The 17,892-nt window shown below is 26.1% G+C and carries 19 protein-coding genes and 1 riboswitch; of the genes, 6 read left to right on the top strand and 13 right to left on the bottom strand.

The window, feature by feature from the left end; genetic code table 11:
• Window positions 1–95 precede the first annotated feature (95 nt).
• Window positions 96–995, top strand: a complete 900-nt coding sequence (locus Q4E08_RS03940) for an N-acetylmuramoyl-L-alanine amidase (protein WP_303128713.1) — start codon at window positions 96–98, stop codon at window positions 993–995.
• 35 nt (window positions 996–1,030) lie between these two features.
• On the opposite strand, the gene Q4E08_RS03935 is transcribed toward Q4E08_RS03940, so the two are convergent.
• A complete protein-coding gene (locus tag Q4E08_RS03935; RefSeq protein WP_303128710.1) occupies window positions 1,031–2,215 on the bottom strand; it encodes a 3D domain-containing protein in 1,185 nt (394 codons plus the stop codon).
• Window positions 2,216–2,298: 83 nt separating this feature from the next.
• Window positions 2,299–3,165 (bottom strand): 50S ribosomal protein L11 methyltransferase, encoded by an 867-nt coding sequence (locus Q4E08_RS03930; protein ID WP_303128718.1) that lies wholly within the window; start codon window positions 3,163–3,165, stop codon window positions 2,299–2,301.
• A 111-nt stretch (window positions 3,166–3,276) separates the two neighbouring features.
• Here Q4E08_RS03930 and Q4E08_RS03925 point away from each other — a divergent pair, with 111 nt between their 5' ends.
• Window positions 3,277–4,137, top strand: coding sequence for a TraX family protein (locus Q4E08_RS03925; RefSeq protein WP_303128709.1), 861 nt, complete (start codon window positions 3,277–3,279; stop codon window positions 4,135–4,137).
• A 131-nt stretch (window positions 4,138–4,268) separates the two neighbouring features.
• Here Q4E08_RS03925 and Q4E08_RS03920 read toward each other — a convergent pair whose 3' ends face one another.
• Window positions 4,269–4,637 carry a DUF1667 domain-containing protein gene (locus tag Q4E08_RS03920; protein WP_303128708.1) on the bottom strand — a complete coding sequence of 123 codons (369 nt, stop codon included), beginning with the start codon at window positions 4,635–4,637 and terminating at the stop codon, window positions 4,269–4,271.
• A 139-nt stretch (window positions 4,638–4,776) separates the two neighbouring features.
• Between Q4E08_RS03920 and Q4E08_RS03915 the strand changes: the two genes are divergently transcribed.
• On the top strand, window positions 4,777–5,736 hold the full coding sequence (locus tag Q4E08_RS03915) for a D-2-hydroxyacid dehydrogenase (RefSeq protein WP_303128707.1): 960 nt from the start codon (window positions 4,777–4,779) through the stop codon (window positions 5,734–5,736).
• A 37-nt stretch (window positions 5,737–5,773) separates the two neighbouring features.
• Here the strand turns inward: Q4E08_RS03915 and Q4E08_RS03910 are convergent, their stop codons facing one another.
• A complete protein-coding gene (locus Q4E08_RS03910; protein ID WP_303128706.1) occupies window positions 5,774–6,568 on the bottom strand; it encodes an HAD family hydrolase in 795 nt (264 codons plus the stop codon).
• Between the two features lie 242 nt (window positions 6,569–6,810).
• A riboswitch (glycine riboswitch) is annotated at window positions 6,811–6,913 on the top strand.
• Window positions 6,914–6,984: 71 nt separating this feature from the next.
• Between Q4E08_RS03910 and Q4E08_RS03905 the strand changes: the two genes are divergently transcribed.
• Window positions 6,985–8,307, top strand: a complete 1,323-nt coding sequence (locus Q4E08_RS03905; protein WP_303128705.1) for a sodium:alanine symporter family protein — start codon at window positions 6,985–6,987, stop codon at window positions 8,305–8,307.
• Window positions 8,308–8,496: 189 nt separating this feature from the next.
• On the opposite strand, the gene Q4E08_RS03900 is transcribed toward Q4E08_RS03905, so the two are convergent.
• From Q4E08_RS03900 to Q4E08_RS03875, 6 genes are all read right to left on the bottom strand, one after another.
• Window positions 8,497–8,769, bottom strand: a complete 273-nt coding sequence (locus Q4E08_RS03900) for an acylphosphatase (RefSeq protein WP_303128703.1) — start codon at window positions 8,767–8,769, stop codon at window positions 8,497–8,499.
• A gap of 65 nt (window positions 8,770–8,834) precedes the next feature.
• Window positions 8,835–9,896, bottom strand: coding sequence for a PotD/PotF family extracellular solute-binding protein (locus Q4E08_RS03895; protein ID WP_303128702.1), 1,062 nt, complete (start codon window positions 9,894–9,896; stop codon window positions 8,835–8,837).
• Complete coding sequence (locus Q4E08_RS03890) at window positions 9,897–10,679, bottom strand: ABC transporter permease (protein WP_303128701.1); 783 nt, start codon at window positions 10,677–10,679, stop codon at window positions 9,897–9,899.
• Complete coding sequence (locus tag Q4E08_RS03885) at window positions 10,673–11,509, bottom strand: ABC transporter permease (protein ID WP_303128700.1); 837 nt, start codon at window positions 11,507–11,509, stop codon at window positions 10,673–10,675. The genes Q4E08_RS03890 and Q4E08_RS03885 overlap by 7 nt, the downstream gene beginning before the upstream one ends.
• Complete coding sequence (gene potA / locus Q4E08_RS03880; RefSeq protein ID WP_368410156.1) at window positions 11,502–12,560, bottom strand: spermidine/putrescine ABC transporter ATP-binding protein; 1,059 nt, start codon at window positions 12,558–12,560, stop codon at window positions 11,502–11,504. The genes Q4E08_RS03885 and potA overlap by 8 nt, the downstream gene beginning before the upstream one ends.
• Before the next feature lie 34 nt (window positions 12,561–12,594).
• Complete coding sequence (locus Q4E08_RS03875; RefSeq protein ID WP_303128698.1) at window positions 12,595–13,134, bottom strand: helix-turn-helix domain-containing protein; 540 nt, start codon at window positions 13,132–13,134, stop codon at window positions 12,595–12,597.
• Between the two features lie 420 nt (window positions 13,135–13,554).
• On the opposite strand from Q4E08_RS03875, the gene Q4E08_RS03870 reads away from it, so the two are divergent.
• A complete protein-coding gene (locus Q4E08_RS03870) occupies window positions 13,555–14,640 on the top strand; it encodes a GNAT family N-acetyltransferase (protein ID WP_303128695.1) in 1,086 nt (361 codons plus the stop codon).
• A 13-nt stretch (window positions 14,641–14,653) separates the two neighbouring features.
• On the opposite strand, the gene Q4E08_RS03865 is transcribed toward Q4E08_RS03870, so the two are convergent.
• Window positions 14,654–14,974, bottom strand: coding sequence for a hypothetical protein (locus Q4E08_RS03865; protein ID WP_303128692.1), 321 nt, complete (start codon window positions 14,972–14,974; stop codon window positions 14,654–14,656).
• Complete coding sequence (locus Q4E08_RS03860) at window positions 14,974–15,348, bottom strand: YtxH domain-containing protein (protein ID WP_303128691.1); 375 nt, start codon at window positions 15,346–15,348, stop codon at window positions 14,974–14,976. The genes Q4E08_RS03865 and Q4E08_RS03860 overlap by 1 nt, the downstream gene beginning before the upstream one ends.
• Before the next feature lie 179 nt (window positions 15,349–15,527).
• Between Q4E08_RS03860 and Q4E08_RS03855 the strand changes: the two genes are divergently transcribed.
• Window positions 15,528–16,349: a hypothetical protein gene (locus Q4E08_RS03855; RefSeq protein ID WP_303128690.1), complete on the top strand. Its 822-nt coding sequence runs from the start codon at window positions 15,528–15,530 to the stop codon at window positions 16,347–16,349.
• Between the two features lie 26 nt (window positions 16,350–16,375).
• Here the strand turns inward: Q4E08_RS03855 and Q4E08_RS03850 are convergent, their stop codons facing one another.
• Window positions 16,376–17,779 (bottom strand): sodium:alanine symporter family protein, encoded by a 1,404-nt coding sequence (locus Q4E08_RS03850; RefSeq protein WP_303128688.1) that lies wholly within the window; start codon window positions 17,777–17,779, stop codon window positions 16,376–16,378.
• Window positions 17,780–17,892: the final 113 nt, after the last annotated feature.

Here is a 17,892-nt window from a genome sequence, read left to right as displayed (position 1 = left end):
TTATTTGTTGAAAAAATATAAACTATGCATATCTTATATATAGATAAATATTTTATTAATTTAAGTATTTACTAAAGTTAAAAAGGAGGGTTTATATGAAAATAGCAATAAGGGCAGGGCACACTTTTTCAGTACCAGGTTCTAAAGGAATATTAGATGAAACAAAAGAAAATAGAAATATAAAAGATTCAATTATTAAATATTTAAAAATTGCAAAAATAGATGTTGTAGATTTAACTCCAAGTGATTCTTATAAAACTGTCGGAGAAGAATTAGCCTATGGAGTAAATAAGGCTAATGAGTTAAAAGTAGATTTATTTGTGAGTTGTCATTTTAATAAAGCATATAATAAATATGATGGTGCTATAGGATCAGAAGTGCTCACTTATAATGATAATTTTATAGAGGCAAAAAGAGTAGTAGATAATTTAGGGAAACTTGGATTTAAAAATAGAGGAATTAAAAATAATAAAAATCTTTATGAACTTAAGCATACAATTATGAAGGCTATGATAATAGAGGTTTGTTTTGTAGAAGCTGTTAAAGATGTACAACTATATAAAGCTTTAGGTTATGATAAAATAGGTAAAAATATAGCAGAAGGATTAATAGGAAAAGAAATAGTAGTAGAAGAAAATAAGTCTAATATAAGTATAACTAAACCTTTATGGCAAGAATCTATAAGTGGAGAAGAAGTTAAAAAACTTCAATTAGAGTTGAACAAACAATTTAATAAGGGTCTTAATATAGATGGGTATTTTGGAGAGAAAACATTAGATGCTTGTATAATATTAAGAAAATATAGCAGTGGTAATATAACTAAGTTGATTCAAAAAAGGCTTTTAGCTAATAAATATAGTTTAAGTCCTTATGGGGTAGATGGATATTTTGGAGATGTTACAGAAAGGGAAATAAGATTATTTCAGAAAAATAATGGATTATTAGTTGATGGAATAGTTGGAAAGAATACTTGGAAGGCTTTATATAAGAAATAAAAAATAGCCAAGCTTTTATTAGCTTGGCTATTTTTTTACCATTCATTTGGATAAGCTATTATAGTTACTGTAACTTGTTGTCTACCAAACTGAGTACATTCGGCTTCTGAATTCATAAATAAATCAATTATATTTCCTTTAATGGCACCACCAGTATCTGATGCAATTGCATATCCATAACCACTTACATAAACTTTACTTCCTAAAGGAATAACATTTGGATCTACAGCTACTGTACTTATACCATTTGGATCTCTAACTGGCTTTAACCCCATAGCAGTAGTAGTATGACCTGAATAGGCTGTAGCTTCCATTGATAAAGTTTTTTTACCGCTAGATGGTTTGCTAGGTGTATTAGAATTATTATTTGGAGTAGCAGGTGTTTTTTCTGCTTCTTTCTTTTTACTAATTAAGTCATTTCCTTTTGAAATATAAGATTTAGCTTCATCTATAACTGATGATGTAGATATTTGAGGTAATAATTGTTTTAATGTTTCAACTGCATTTTGTAAATCGTTAATTGATGAAGAAGATGAATTTATAGTATTTATTGGATAAGAAATAAGTTTTAATTCATTTTCTTTTATAACTGATTCAACTTGTGCTTTTTGAGAATCAAATTTAGCCTTAGCTTCTTTAAGTTCACTTTGTTTAGAAACAACGGTTTTTAAATTTTTAGAGTTTTCATCATTAAGCTTTAATATTTCACTTTTTTGGTTTATCAAATTTTTTATATCATTTTGTAAGTTGTTTTCATTAGTTTTTAGTTCATTAATTGTATCATTATCAGCACTTACAAGTTTTTCAACTGCTTCAATTCTACCAACTAAATCACTTAGCCCTTTTGACTGAAATAGAAAAGTAATATATGATGAAATGGAGTAGCTACCAGATTTATAAGCGGAACGCAATCTTTGTGATAAGATAGCTTGTCCTTTAGCTATATCTTCTTTTGTTTCATCTATTTTACCTTTTGTAGTATCAATTTCTTTTTCGATTGAATTAATTTTTACTTTATTGTTATCAATGCTCGTATTTATTTTATTTATTTCTGAATCTAAATTTGCTATTTTATTATCTAAATTTTTAATTTCCTCACTTAGTTGTTTGTACTCAGCTTTACTTTTTTCTATGTTATCTTTTGGATCTGCAAATGCAGGAAGTGCCAAATTTATAGTTAAAGCTAACATAGCAAAAAAACATATCAATATTTTTTTCATATGAATACCTCCTTTAGAAGAAAACCCGATATTAAGTAGTATTATAGCACAATAATAAAAAATGAGGAAATTAATTTCAATTATTATCTAATGTTTGAAAATATTGCTGTACACCATTCTTGGCTTTGTAACTTTTCATTCATAACAAAACCATTAGCTTCTACAATAGATTTTAAAGAGTCAAAACTCCATTCTACAAGCCCAGAAACTAACAGTTTACCTGATGGTTTTAAATGTTTATTTATAATAGGCATAAACATTTCGGTTTCAGCTCCTCCTATGTTTATATAAATCCAATCAAATAATCCATCAATTTTTACTTCATTTGATATAGCATCTCCAACTAAAACTTTTATAGTATTTATATTATTTAATGATGCATTTAACATAACTTCATCATAAACATCTCTAATATCTAGTGCTACAACTTCACTTGCACCTTTTATAGCAGTTGCTAGAGAAAGAATTCCAGATCCAGTACCAATATCTAAAACTCTTTTATTAGAAAAGTCTTTCTCAAGTATTACAGATAATAAGTCTTGAGTTGTTTCATGAAGTCCTGTTCCAAAGGCCCCTTGAGATATAAAGTTTATTTTATTTTTCCCTTGAACTTCTTCTTCTGGACTTGCTAAAACCCAATTATCATTTATAACAATAGGTGGTATACTAAATTCTTCATATTCATAATTTACTTCTTCGATTGATGATGGTTCTTTATCTAATATTAAATTTATTCTTTTCAAAAATTCATCAAATTTATTAAGTTCTTCATCATATGCTACTTTTAAAATTATAGGTTCATTATCTTTTTCAATGTAACCATATCCAAATTCATCTGTTGTTATTTCTAATGGATTTTCATAAAATACATTAAAAATATCGTTTATTTGTAATTTTGTAATTATGTCATCTACCTCATTATATTTAACTTTATAAGATAAAATTTTCATCATGTCACCTCTTTAATATTATATATTAGTTATAGTATTACAAAAGACTTTTAATGTAAAGGTTAAAGATGTATAATTTATTAATGTGGAATAAATACAAAGGAGAAAGAGATGGACAGATTTAAACTAAAATTATTAATGGTACTATTTATGGTATTGGATAGTATAAGATTTTTCTTTGATGGAGCACCTTTTTGGTTCACTTATGTAGGAAGAGTTGTTATGCCAATATTTTTCTATCTTTTAGTAGAAGGATATTTTAAAACGTCTTCAAAAAATAATTATCAAAAAAGATTATTAGTAGCAGCTGAAATAATGTTTATAGGAAATTTAATATTATCTGTTTTAATATTAAAAGGGGTAGATGGAAACAATCTAATGTATAGTAATTTTAATTTACTATCATATGTAGTTAGTTTATTAGTTTTAATTTTTATGGTGACTATTTTAGTAATAACTTTAAAATCTAAAATAATATCAGATAAAATGGCATCTATAATTATTTTTTTAATAGTATGTGGAGGATATATTTTAAGGTATGCATTCTATAATAAAGTATATATTATGCCAAATAATATGTTTTTAGCTTTATCAGCTGGATTTATAATGTTAAATGGATTAGTAGAATTTAGAGGTAAGGATTTTAAGAAGGCTTTTGTAAAAGTTTTAGTTGGTACATCACTTGGAATATTTACTGAGTCTTTAATATTAGGACCTGCTTTTGTTTTCATTTTTTATAAATGTTTTAATAATAGAAGAGATATGTATCTTGCGATTTTTGTTTTTTCGGCATTATTTTTCCCAGGATTTAATATTGAAGCTTTATTAAAATATCCTCAGTGGATGATTATATTTACTATACCGTTTATATACATATATAATGGAAAAAAAGGAAAAGACTTTAGATGGTTTTTTTACGTATTTTATCCATTGCAACTATGGATTCTATATTTATTATCAGTATTAATTTAAAATTAAAATAAATATTAAAAGCCCAATTAAAAATTTTAATTGGGCTTTTAATTAAACATTAGCTATTAGAAATATTTTATAATTTTTTAGAGAGGTATTGTTATTACTAAGTATACGTTTAAACTTTAAAATTATGAATATAATTTTACATTACCTTCGGCTATTATATTTATGCCTGTATTACAAATATTTTCTTTTATTATATCTCCATTATTTATAGGAGCATTTACAGTTAAATCTTTTAATTCATTTAAAATAGAAAAAATAAGAGATTTTGGAACTCCTAGTTCACTTTTGACTGTTAATGTTTTTGAAGAGCCGTTATTAACTTTAATAATAGTTTTTACTATGCTAGAGGGAACTATACATCTTTTACTAGCATATAACACTCCTTTATTACATTTATTGCCTTCTATACCTATTAATTTAGAGTTTTCTAAAGTTAGTAATAGAGTACAAGAATAATCACATGCTAAACAAACTAATTCTTTATTTTCCATGAAAATATTGCTCCTTTCTATTTGATTTATATTATGATTTTTGTCAAAAATTTATTTTTTTACACATATGTTTGAAATTTATTCAAAAAAATATGGTAAAATAAAGTTAAAATTCATAAATGAATTGGAGTGATAATTTTTGAAGAGTATAGTAGTTTTAGATGGGAATACTTTAGGAAATATGAACTACAGCTTGCTTGAGGAATTTGGTAGCCTTAAAGTATATGGAATGACTAAAGAGGATGAAGTATTAGAAAGAATTAAAGAGGCTAATATAATTCTTACTAATAAGGTAGTTTTGAATGAAGATAATTTGAAAGAATGTAAAAATTTAGAGCTTATATGTGAAATGGCAACAGGGTTTAATAATATAGATATTGAATATGCTAAAAATACAAATATAGCGGTTACAAATGTAGCTGGTTACTCAACTAATACTGTTGTTCAACATACATTTGCTACATTGTTGCATTTATACGATAAAATAAATTATTATGATGAATTTGTAAAGTCAGGCAATTACTCAAATTCAGGAATGTTTACAAATCTAGATAAACCATATAATGATTTATCAGGAAAGACATGGGGAATAATAGGGCTTGGAGCAATAGGAAGAGGAGTTGCAAAAGTTTGTGAAGCTTTTGGAATGAATGTAATTTATTATTCAACATCAGGTAAAAATAATAATTCATCTTATAAAAGAGTGGAGTTTGAGGAACTTTTGAAAACTTCAGATATAATTTCAATACATGCACCATTAAATGAAAACACAAAAGGATTAATGAATTATGAAAATATATCAAAAATGAAAAGAGAAGCTTTTCTAGTTAATATGGGAAGAGGACCAATTATTGTAGAAGAAGATCTAGCAAGAGCAATTGATGAGGAAAAAATTGCAGGAGCTGCATTAGATGTATTTTCAGTAGAGCCTATATTAAGTGAAAATCCTTTATTATCAGTAAAAAATAAGGATAGATTAGTGTTAACACCACATATTGCTTGGGCGAGTGTTGAGGCTAGAGAGAGATTATTTAATGATTTAATAGAAAATATAAGAGCTTTTAATAAAGGTGAAATTAGAAATAGAGTAGAACTTTAAATAAAAAGGTTGCAATTTAATTGCAACCTTTTTAAGTTTAATTTATTAGTTCATTAATCACTTGAATTACACCATTTTCTTTATTACTTTTAGCTATAAAATTACCATGTTTTTTAACTTCATCTAAAGCGTCTTCCATAACATAACTATAATGTGCTCTCTTAAGCATTTCAATATCATTAAAATAATCTCCAAATACCATGGTTTCTTTAGGAGATATAGAATTTATAGATTGAATTTTTTTTATGGCATTGCCTTTATTAACATTTTTATTAGTTATATCAGTCCAATATTTACCGGCAACAACTATTTTAAATTCATTTCCTAAAATATCATTCATTAGTTTAAATGAATTTGTCATTGCATTATCCATATCACATATAGAAACTTTAAATATTTCATCATCAACAGTTTTTATGTAATCATAAGAATCTATTATAGTATTATCTAAATAATATTTATTTATTTCATCAGTAAATTTTTCAGAACAATCAATATGATAAAAATTTTTAACGCCACAAAATATAGCTACAGAATTTTTAAGTTTTTTACAAGCATCTACAATTTTTATTACAGATGATTTATCCATAACTTCTATAGATTTAATTTTTCCATTTTCAACTACCATTGCACCATTATCTGACACATAGGATATTTCATCAGAAATAGGTTTAAAATTTTCATATAAAGTTTTGTAAGGTCTTCCGCTAGCTACAACAAATTCTATATTTTTTTCTTTTAATTTCTTTAATATATCAAAAAACTCACTAGGAACATTTCCTTCTGGAGTTAATAAAGTTCCATCCATATCAGATGCGATTAATTTTATCATGTATACCACCTTTTCTTTATGTAAATAATAATTATTATAATATCATAAATTATTATTTAATAATAGTAGGATGTTGTTATAAATATCAATATGATAATTTATTTTAAAAAAACTTGATTTATTTATAAGTTATATATATAATTAAATAAAATTAAATACGTTCGGATGAAGGTAGTGGGAGAGAGACTGATTTAATTAGTCCACCGAAGAGGAAAAATCTTTCAGGTTGTAGGACCGCTACTGGACGAGCCTCTGGAGAGACTCAAAAGTTTCTTTTGAGCACCGAAGGAGCAAGGCATAAATTTCTATGCTGAAACTCTCAGGTAAAAGGACAGGGGATTTTTTGAAGCTAATTTTATATATTTTAGCTTTATTTAATCTCCTCCAAAATGATAAATTAGGGGGATTTTTTTATTATGGAAAAAATATTAAGAACAATTGACTCTATTGTATGGGGTCCACCACTTTTAGTGTTATTATTAGGTACAGGAATTTATTTAACATATAAACTTAAGTTTATACAAATTAGAAAACTTCCACAAGCTATAAAGTTTATATTTCAAAAAGAAGAAGGAGCAAAAGGTGATGTATCTAGTTTTGGAGCTTTATGTACAGCACTTTCAGCAACTATTGGAACAGGAAATATAGTTGGTGTTGCAACTGCTATAAAGGCAGGAGGACCTGGAGCTTTACTTTGGATGTGGATTGCAGCATTTTTTGGAATGGCTACTAAATATGCTGAAGGAGTGCTTGCTATAAAGTATAGGGAATTTGATGAAAATGGAGTAGTAAAAGGAGGGCCTATGTACTATATACAAAATGGTATGGGTATAAAGTGGCTTGCAAAACTTTTTGCTTTATTTGGAGTTTTAGTGGCTTTATTTGGAATAGGGACTTTTGCTCAAGTAAATTCAATATCAGAAGGATTAAAAAATAGTTTTAATGTACCAATTATTATAACAGCTATTATAGTTACTGTTCTTGTTACTTTAGTAACATTAGGTGGAATTAAGAGAATATCCAAAGTATCAGAAGCTGTTGTTCCATTTATGGCATTGTTTTATATTTTAGGAGTTATATTAGTAATAATATTTAATTTTAAAAGTATTCCAGAAGCTTTACATATTATATTTGAAAGTGCATTTAATCCAAAAGCAGCTATGGGAGGAGTAACTGGACTATCAATAATTATAGTTATGCAAAAAGGCATTAGTAGAGGAGTATTTTCAAATGAGGCTGGACTTGGAAGTGCACCAATTGCAGCAGCTGCTGCAAAAACAAACTCACCAGCAAGACAAGGATTAATATCAATGACAGGAACATTTTTTGATACAATAATCATATGTACAATGACAGGACTTGTAATTGTATTAACTGGAACATTTAATTCTTCAATTGATGGAGCAAGTTTAACTACTGCTGCATTTGAGGTTGGGTTACCAATTGCTTATGTTGGAAAATATATAGTTAATATAGGATTGGTATTTTTTGCATTTACAACAATACTTGGATGGAATTATTATGGTGAAAAATGTATAGAGTATTTATTAGGTGAAAAAGCGATAATTCCATTTAAAATAATTTACATAATTTTAGTTGCTATTGGAGCATTTATATCATTAGATATTATATTTATATCAGCAGATATAGTAAATGGTCTTATGGCAATACCAAACCTTATTGCTATAATAGCACTTAGAAAAGTAATTTTTGATGAAACAAATAAATTTTTGGATTAAAAAAAGAGTCAATTTAAAATTGACTCTTTTTATTTTATAAAAGTATAAATTTTATATACATAATATATTAGAATATAATGTTTTCAAATTATAATTAAAATATTTAAAAGAAACAGAATTAAATAAGCATTTAAAATTAATTATATGTATTAACCTTTATATAGATTTAAAGAAAATACTATATAAAATTTAATATAAGACTTTAAATTTTTTATCAGAATCAATAGGAGTTAATTCATCAATAGAAATAGATTTAACTTTGCAGAAGCCATTACCTTTTTTTATTTTATTTATGAATTTTAAAATATTATTTTTATCTCCTTGAGCTTCTAAATAAACATTTCCATCAGATAAGTTTTTAACAAATCCAGTTAGATTAAGTAAAGATGCTTCATATTGAGTAAAAAATCTAAAGCCTACACCTTGAACATGACCACTAACTAAAACTTTTATTCTAATCATTATAAAGTACCTCCTAATTAATATATAATTGTAAAAAAGCAATCATATTTCTGATTGCTTTTTTATTATGACCTAACTTTAATCCATGCATCATTATAATTTCTTAACGCTTTAGGACTTAAATCATTAAATACTTCACATCTTTTAAGTTCTTCTTCAGTAGGATATTTATCTTTTACATCTTGAGGAAGCATTTCATAAGCTTTAGTAATAGGTGTTTGGTATCCAATATATTCAACATTTTTTAATGCATTTTCAGGTTCACATAAAAAGTTTATAAATTCTTCAGCTTCTTTTTTATGCTTAGCTCCTTTTGGAATTGCTAAAGCATCATACCAAAGATTAGAACCCTCTTTTGGAATTACATATTTAATATCAGGGTTTTCATCCATTATATACATAGCATCTCCAGACCAAACTGGTGCAACAGCTACTTCACCACTTATTAAAGCATCTTTAACTTCATCTACCATATAAGCTTGAACTAAAGGCTTTTCATTTCTAAGTTCTTCAGCTGCTTTATCAATTTCCTTTGGATTTGTAGTATTTAAGGAATATCCTAGTTTTTTTAATGCAACTGCCATAGCATCTCTAACTGAATCAACCATAACAATTTGATTTTTATAATCTTTATCCCAAAGTATATTCCAGCTATCTACTGGTTTTTTTATTATTTTACTATTATAAGCAATTCCTACTGTACCCCACATATAAGGAACTGAATATTCATTGTGTGGATCATAAGGCAAGTCTTTAAACTGTTTACCTACATATTTATAATTAGGAATATATTTATAATCAATTTTTTCTAAAAGATTTTCTTTTCTCATTTTTTCAATCATATAATCAGATGGAACAATTAGGTCATAATTACTAGATCCATCTTTTATTTTAGAATACATAGTTTCATTTGTATCAAAAGTATTATAGTTTACTTTTATTCCAGTTTCTTCTTGGAATTTATCAACTAAATCAGGGTCTATATAATCTCCCCAGTTATATATATTTAATATTTTTGAGTTTTCTGAATTAGTGCTAGCACTAGAATTGCTACACCCAGTAAAAAGAGTAGTAGCTATTATTCCAAGTAGGGCAATAGTAGTGCATAAAATCTTTTTTCTTTTCATTTAATTCACCTCTACTTTTTTCTTTTTATTAACTATAAGAAGTAGTATAAGAACTGTAACAAACATTAGTGTAGAAAGTGCATTAATTTCTGGTTTAATACCACGTCTTGCCATAGAGTAAATTTCTATTGAAAGATTTGTAACCCCAGGACCTGTTGTAAAGAAACTTATAACAAAGTCATCAATTGACATAGTAAATGCCATTAAAAATCCAGCAAATATTCCTGGCTTAATTTGAGGTATTATAACCTTTCTAAGTGCATACCAAGGAGTAGCACCAAGATCCATTGCTGCTTCTATAGTATTATCAGGAAGTTGTTTTATTTTAGGAAGAACTGATAATATTACAAATGGTATATCAAAAGATATATGAGCAAGAAGCATTGTATTAAATCCAAAATCAAATTTTAAGAATATAAATAAACTCATTAAAGCTATACCAGTAACTATATCTGGATTTATAATAGGAAGGTTATTTATATTAAGTAATAAAGCTTTGCTTTTTCCACGCATTCTACTAATTCCAATAGCTGTTATAGTTCCTACAATAGTAGCAATAATAGAGGCAATTAAAGCAATTAAAACTGTATAGTATAAAGCTTCCATTAATGCATCATTTTGAAAAAGTGATTTATACCACTTTAATGTAAAACCACTCCAATGTCCCATTGATTTAGAATCATTAAATGAGAACACCATTAAAGTAACTATTGGAGCATATAAAAATATAAAAATTATAATCAAATAAAATCTTTTTATAAAATTGTGTAATCTATTTACCATAAACGACCACCGCCTTCAGCTTCTTCACTATCAAATTTAGACATTAAAGCCATTGATATTAATATTAGAATCATAAGTATAATTGCAAGTGCTGATCCAAAGTGCCAATCGCTTAATGTTGTAAATTGTTGTTCTATAACATTACCAATTAACATATCTTTTCCACCACCAAGTAGTCTTGGAATAACAAAAGTTGATACAGCCGGCATAAATACCATAGTTATTCCAGAAATAATTCCTGGCATACTTAAAGGCAATATTACTTTAGTAAAGATTTGCTTTTTGTTTGCTCCAAGGTCATATGCAGCATTTATTAAATTTTGATCAAGCTTAGATAATACTGTATATATTGGTAATATCATAAATGGTAAGAAGTTATAAACCATACCAAGTAAAATAGCACCATTAGTATATAAAAATTGAATTGGTTCAATTCCAAATAACCCTAAAAAGTTATTTACTATACCATTTCTGCTTAATATAGGCATCCAAGCATAAGTTCTAAGTAAGAAATTCATCCACATAGGAAGAATAAATAACATTATTACTAGGTTTCTCTTTGATTCAGGCATTTTTGATATTATATAAGCAACAGGATAACCTATAACTAAACATAATACAGTAGAAATAAATGCCAAATACATTGAACGACCAAATATTCTAATATATATAGGATTCATAAGCCTCTCAAAATTTTCAAGTGAAAATTTATAGCCAGAACCTGTATCTATAGTAAAACTAAAAAATAAAATCATAATTAAAGGAACAACAATAAATAATACGCTCCATACTATGTAAGGATAAGCTGCTAATCTACTTCTTTTATTCATATTCTCTCACCTTTTTCATTACATGAATATCTTCTGGATATATATCTATTCCAATAGTTGATCCAACTTCAGCTGATTTTGTATTATGAATAATCCATTTATCATTACAATTTTCAACTTCTATTTCTATTTCGTAATGAACTCCTTTAAAAATAACAGATATAACTTTTGCTTTAAGCATACCTTCTGAAGCTTTAACCATTTTAATATCTTCAGGTCTTATAACTATATCAACTTCTTCATTTTTATCAAATCCAAAATCAACACTTTCAAATATTTTTCCTAAAAATTCAGTTTTATAGTCACAAAGCATAACACCATCAACTATATTACTTTCACCTATGAAATCAGCAACAAATGCATTAGCAGGTTCATTATATATATCTTGAGGTGTTCCCATTTGTTGAATAACACCTTTATTCATTACAACTATAGTATCTGACATTGTAAGAGCTTCTTCTTGGTCATGAGTTACAAATATAAATGTAATACCAAGTCTTTGTTGAATTTTTTTAAGCTCTATTTGCATTTCTTTTCTAAGTTTTAAGTCTAATGCACCTAAAGGCTCATCAAGAAGTAAAACTTCAGGTTCATTAACTAATGCTCTTGCAATTGCTACTCTTTGCTGTTGTCCACCACTTAAAGAGTCTATTTTTCTATTTTCAAAACCACTAAGAGCAACTAATTTAAGCATTTCAGTAACTTTTTCTTTTATTTCATCCTTTGGTAATTTTTTTATTTTTAAACCAAAGGCTATATTATCAAACACATTCATATGAGGAAATAAAGCATATTTTTGGAACACTGTATTTACAGGTCTTTTATAAGATGGAAGGCTTGCCATATCTTTATCATCAAAAATAACTTTACCACTATCTGCTGTTTCAAATCCTGCAATTATTTTTAGGGTAGTAGTTTTACCACAACCGCTAGGACCTAAAAGTGTTAAAAATTCATTTTTCTTTATATTAAGATCAAGTTTCTTTAGAACCTCGTTATCTTCATATTTTTTACTTATACCTTTTAATTCTAGAATGTTATCTTTCACAATAAACACCTCTTTCTATATAGTCTTAATAAATAATCTAAAATGATGGGGGAGTACTTATCCAAATAACTTTTGCAGTAGTTTTACCTGGATTTGAAAGATAATGATTTAATTTAGGTTTAAAATAAAAGCTTTCTCCTTTTTTTACCTTATATCTTTTTTCGCCTAAGTGTAAAATTATACTTCCATTTAAGACAAATCCAAATTCTTCCCCTTCATGAGGTTCTTCCTCTATATATCTGCCATTAGGCTCTAAAGTTAGCATAATAGGCTCCATATCATTTTTTTGAGCACTAGGAACTAACCATTTTAAGCTGTACTTTAAGTCTTCATCTTCAGTTTCAAACATGTCATCACTTTTATATGTTATTCTTTCTTCTCCTTTTTCACTAAAAAACTCGGTTAAATTAGTTCCAAGGATTTCTAAAATATCAACTAATGTAGCAATAGATGGTGAAGTTAAATCATTTTCAACTTGAGATATAAATCCTTTAGATAATTCACATCTATTAGCTAATTCTTCTTGTGTGAGACCTTTAGCAATTCTAAGACTTCTGATTTTATCGCCTATTTCCATTTTTCACACCACATTTCTGTTTTTAAATATAACTTTTACTAAACATAAAGTTTAAGATTACTAAACAAACAAGAATAATTATAATTATTATATGTTTAAAAATCAATATATTTAATAAAAAAATAAAAAAATTTTTTCTTTAGATTCATTGATAATAAAAGGATACAGCATTTACTGTAAAAATAAGTTTAATAAAAACGTAAATAAAGTTTAGTAATACTAAGATAAAACATTTAACTTTGTATATTAAAAACTTGATATAGTGTCACTTTAAAAAATAATAATAAATTAATACAATTTCTAAAATAATAAAAAATTTATTAATATACAAAAAAACATTAAAAGTTTGATATAATTAATATAAAATAAGTATTGTTCTATAAATTGAGAAGGGTGAATTTTTAGATAAAGGTGATTATAATGAAACTGAGAGACGGATTATATAGAAGGAATGGTAAAAAGGTATATATAAAACAACCTGAGTATAATGAATTATCGTTTGTTAAAGAGCTTTGGGCTCATAAACAAACTATGAAAGATATTGGAGGAGTTTTTTATTTTACAGAAGAAAAGTGGGATATGTTTTATAAAAAAATGGTTAACCCAACTGATGGAAAGAATTTTTATTGTTTAGTATATGATAATAACGATACTCCAATAGGAGAAGTTAGTTTTCACGGATATGATTCTGCAACAAAAATTGCAAGGTTTAATGTGAAAATACATTATAATTATAGAAATAATGGATATGGAGAAGAAGCTGTTAGATTACTTCTAGAATATTATTTTACCGAATTTGGTGGGGACATGCTTATGGATAAAGTATCAACATTAGAAGGGGAAAGGGTAGCTCAAAAAATAGGGTTTGAGGAAGTTAAAAAATTTGGAAACACTACAATTATAAGAATTAGTAAATCAGGATTTTTGAATTTTGATAAAAGCAAAAATACTAACATAGGAGTATTAATGATTAAGAATATGAATATGTTAGATTATACTATGGCAGAGGAATTGTTTTCAAAAGCTAATACTATACTTGGAAGAAAAATGTTTAATGTATATGGTATAGCAATTGATAATAATATAAATATTAGTAAAAATATTAATTTAAGTATAACTGAAAATGACATTAAACCTAATATAATTATAATACCAGGTGGAAATAAAATAATAGATGAAAGTAGTAAAGGAAAGATAATAAATTATATATTAAAGTATTATAAAGAATGTGATTTTATATGTGCTATTAATGAAGGAATATATTATTTAGCAAATTGTAATGAGCTAAAAGGCGTTTTAGTTCCTTATGGAGATTGGATAGATGGACTAGATATAGAAAAAAATGATTTTAGATTAGTAAAAAGAAATTATACAGATAATGGGAAAATAATGTTGAGTAAAAATGTAATGGGAAATATAGAGTTATATTTAAACTTAATTAAAAAAATAGGCGGAAATGATTTAGAAGAAAAATTAGCTTATAATATAGGACTAAAAAATAAGTAGGAAAGTATTTTTCCTACTTATTTTTTAAAAATACTCCTGAAACAATGTTTGCAATATCTCTTACTGTTTCTAAATGTCCTTGTAAATTTTCTTTTGCTACAATAACATCAGCAGTTGCTTCAGTTGCAACATCTGAAATATCTTTTGCATTATCAGAAAAATCTTTTACATTATTAAGTGTAGTATCTATATTTTTTTTATTATTAGTCAAAATAGTATCTACATTAGTTAAAATAGTAGATAATTTTATTAGACAAATTATTAAGAAAACTAATGCAACTATACCTAAAATACCAATAACTATCCAAAATAAATCAAGTAAATTAATATACATTAGTTATTAACCTCTGAATTTGTTTCTTCTTTAACTTCATCTATTAGATGTTCTTCATTTTCTTTAGTTGATAAATCTTGAATATTTTTATTATTTAAATAATCTTTTATTTTGGCTTTAGCTTCTAGTACATTTTCTTTACAAGTATTAGATGCTTTGTTAGCTGCTATTTTTACTTTTTCATTAACATCTTTAGCAGTATCCTTTAAATTGTTTCTTGTTTCCTTACCTGATTTTGGAGCAAATAATACACCGCTTAAAGCTCCAGCTAATGCACCAAAAGCAACTCCAGTTACTAAAGTTTTAGCTGTTTTCTTTTGAGATTGTCTAATTTTTTCTTTTCTTTTTTGTTCAATTAATTTTGATAAGCTCATATATATACCCTCCTAAAATTTGATAGTTTTATTATCTTAATTATACTATAAAAAATATTATGTAATATAGAATTTAACCATAATTATAACAATGTTCATAAAGGTTTAAATTATATTTTCAAAAAGTGAACTATAGTGTAAAATAATTATACAAAGTAATATTTTGTATGGGTGGTAAGATGAGGTATATTAAGGGTAAATGGGTTTATTTATTTATAATATTTTTGTTGTTATTAATTATTCCATTAATTTTACACATTTTTCATGGACAGGGAAATGAAAAAATAGAATTTGGAAATGAGTTTATTAATACATTAAAGGAAAATAATATTATTAAAGAGGAAAAGAAAAACATAAGATTTAATATAGAGAAAAGAAATTTAGAAAAAAGTGATGAAGAGATTTATTTATTAAAAAGCAAGTTTTATATGATAGAAATAAATAAAGATAATAAAATTATAAGTTTTGTTGATAAGAGAAAAACTGATAATAAAATTAATATAACATTAGATGAAAGTGTAAAAATTGCTAAAAAATATATAAATAAAATAGATGGAATCAATTATAAATTAAAAGAAATAGATAAAAATGATACAAATAAAGATTCTAATTTTTATTCTGTTATATTTTTAAAATATGAAGAAGGATACCCATATTTTTCGCAAGAGGTAATTTTGAATATAAATAAAAATACTGGAAAATTACAAGGATATATAAATAAGACTAAGAATAGTGATCATGAAAGTATAAAAATAAATATATCAAAAGATAATGCTGAAAAAATCGCTTTAAACTTTTTTAATAAAGTACAAAAAGAAGGGCATGTAAAGACAAATTCATATTTAGCTTTTTGTAATAGCGCACAAAATGAAAGATTAGAATTGGCTTATGTTGTAGAAGTTTCAAATGAAAAAACTGATAAAATATTTTTTATATCAGCAAAATCAGGTAAAATAATAAATATTATTAGTAATGTTATAGATAAAATAGAAGTTAAATAAAAAGCAGATCAAATGATCTGCTTTTTCTATTTCCATTCAGTAACATTTTTTAAACCAGGTATATTAGATGCTTTAAATAATGGTTCTTTTATACCAGATCTCTTTTGGTCTTGATAATCCTTTAATGCTAAGAAGGCTTGTTTGCTAAGAAGGGTAATTGCTATTAGATTTGTTACAGCCATAAGTCCCATAAATACATCCGCTAAATTCCAAACTATATTTATTTCTGCTATTGATCCAAAGAATACCATTCCAACAACTAAAAATCTATATACATATAATATAACTCTATTTTTACTTAGGAATTCTATATTAGATTCACCATAGTAATAATTACCTACAATTGAACTGAAGGCAAAAAGTAGTATACATATTGCTATAAATGTATTACCCCAAGGGCCTACTTGTGTACTTAAAGCTCTTTGAGTAAGTTGAATTCCAGTAACTGATTTATCTAAATAATTAACACCTGATAAAAGAATTATAAATGCAGTACAACTACAAATTATAATTGTATCTGTAAATACTCCTAATGTTTGGATAAGACCTTGTTTTACAGGATGGCTTACATCTGCTGTTGCAGCTGCATTTGGTGCACTACCCATACCAGCTTCATTTGAGAAAAGTCCTCTTTTAATACCCATAAGCAACGCTCCACCAAGTGTACCACCAACAAATTCTTTAAATCCAAAAGCATTCTCTATTATTAATTTTAATATAGAAGGAACTTCAGTTATATTTATTATTAATATAAATAAAGCAACTGCAATGTATGCTAAAGCCATTATAGGAACAATAACTTCTGATACCTTTGCAACTCTGTGAACACCACCAAATATTACAAATAGTGTTATTAAAGTTAGTATAATACCAACAATTAATCTATCTACGCCAAAGGCATCTTTAAATGCTAATGTTATAGTATTAGATTGAACTGAGTTAAATATTAAACCAAAAGCTATAGTTATAAGTATTGAGAATATAACACCCATCCATCTTTTATTTAAACCTTTTTGCATATAATATGCTGGTCCACCTCTAAAAGAGCCATCTTCAGCTTTTTCTTTATATATTTGTGCTAGAGTAGATTCAACAAAGCTTGATGCTGCACCTATAAGTGCTATAAGCCACATCCAGAATATAGCTCCAGGACCTCCAACAGAAATTGCAATAGCGATACCAGCTAAGTTTCCAGTACCAACTCTTGAAGCCGTACTTATACAAAATGCTTGGAATGATGATATACTTCCATTTTTTTTATCTGCTGAAAATCCATCTCCAAGAAGTCTAAACATTTCTTTTATATATCTAAATTGTACAAATTTTGTTTTAAAAGAAAAATAAATACCTAAAATTAATAGCATAGCTATTAAAATATATGTCCACAAAATATCATTGAATTTTAATATGAAATCATTAAGTAAATTCATTAAAAATCTCCCTTCTAAAATAATATTCTAAATAATTATTGATTATAGTATATAATAAAAAAACATAAAATGCAAGAAGTGATTAACTAAATTTCATATAGATTAAAATAATC

The sequence above is a fragment of the Clostridium sp. genome (assembly GCF_030532265.1).
Lineage (GTDB): Bacteria > Bacillota > Clostridia > Clostridiales > Clostridiaceae > Clostridium.
The sequence above is the reverse complement of the archived record's forward strand: the minus strand, read 5'-3'. Positions and strand labels throughout refer to the sequence as shown.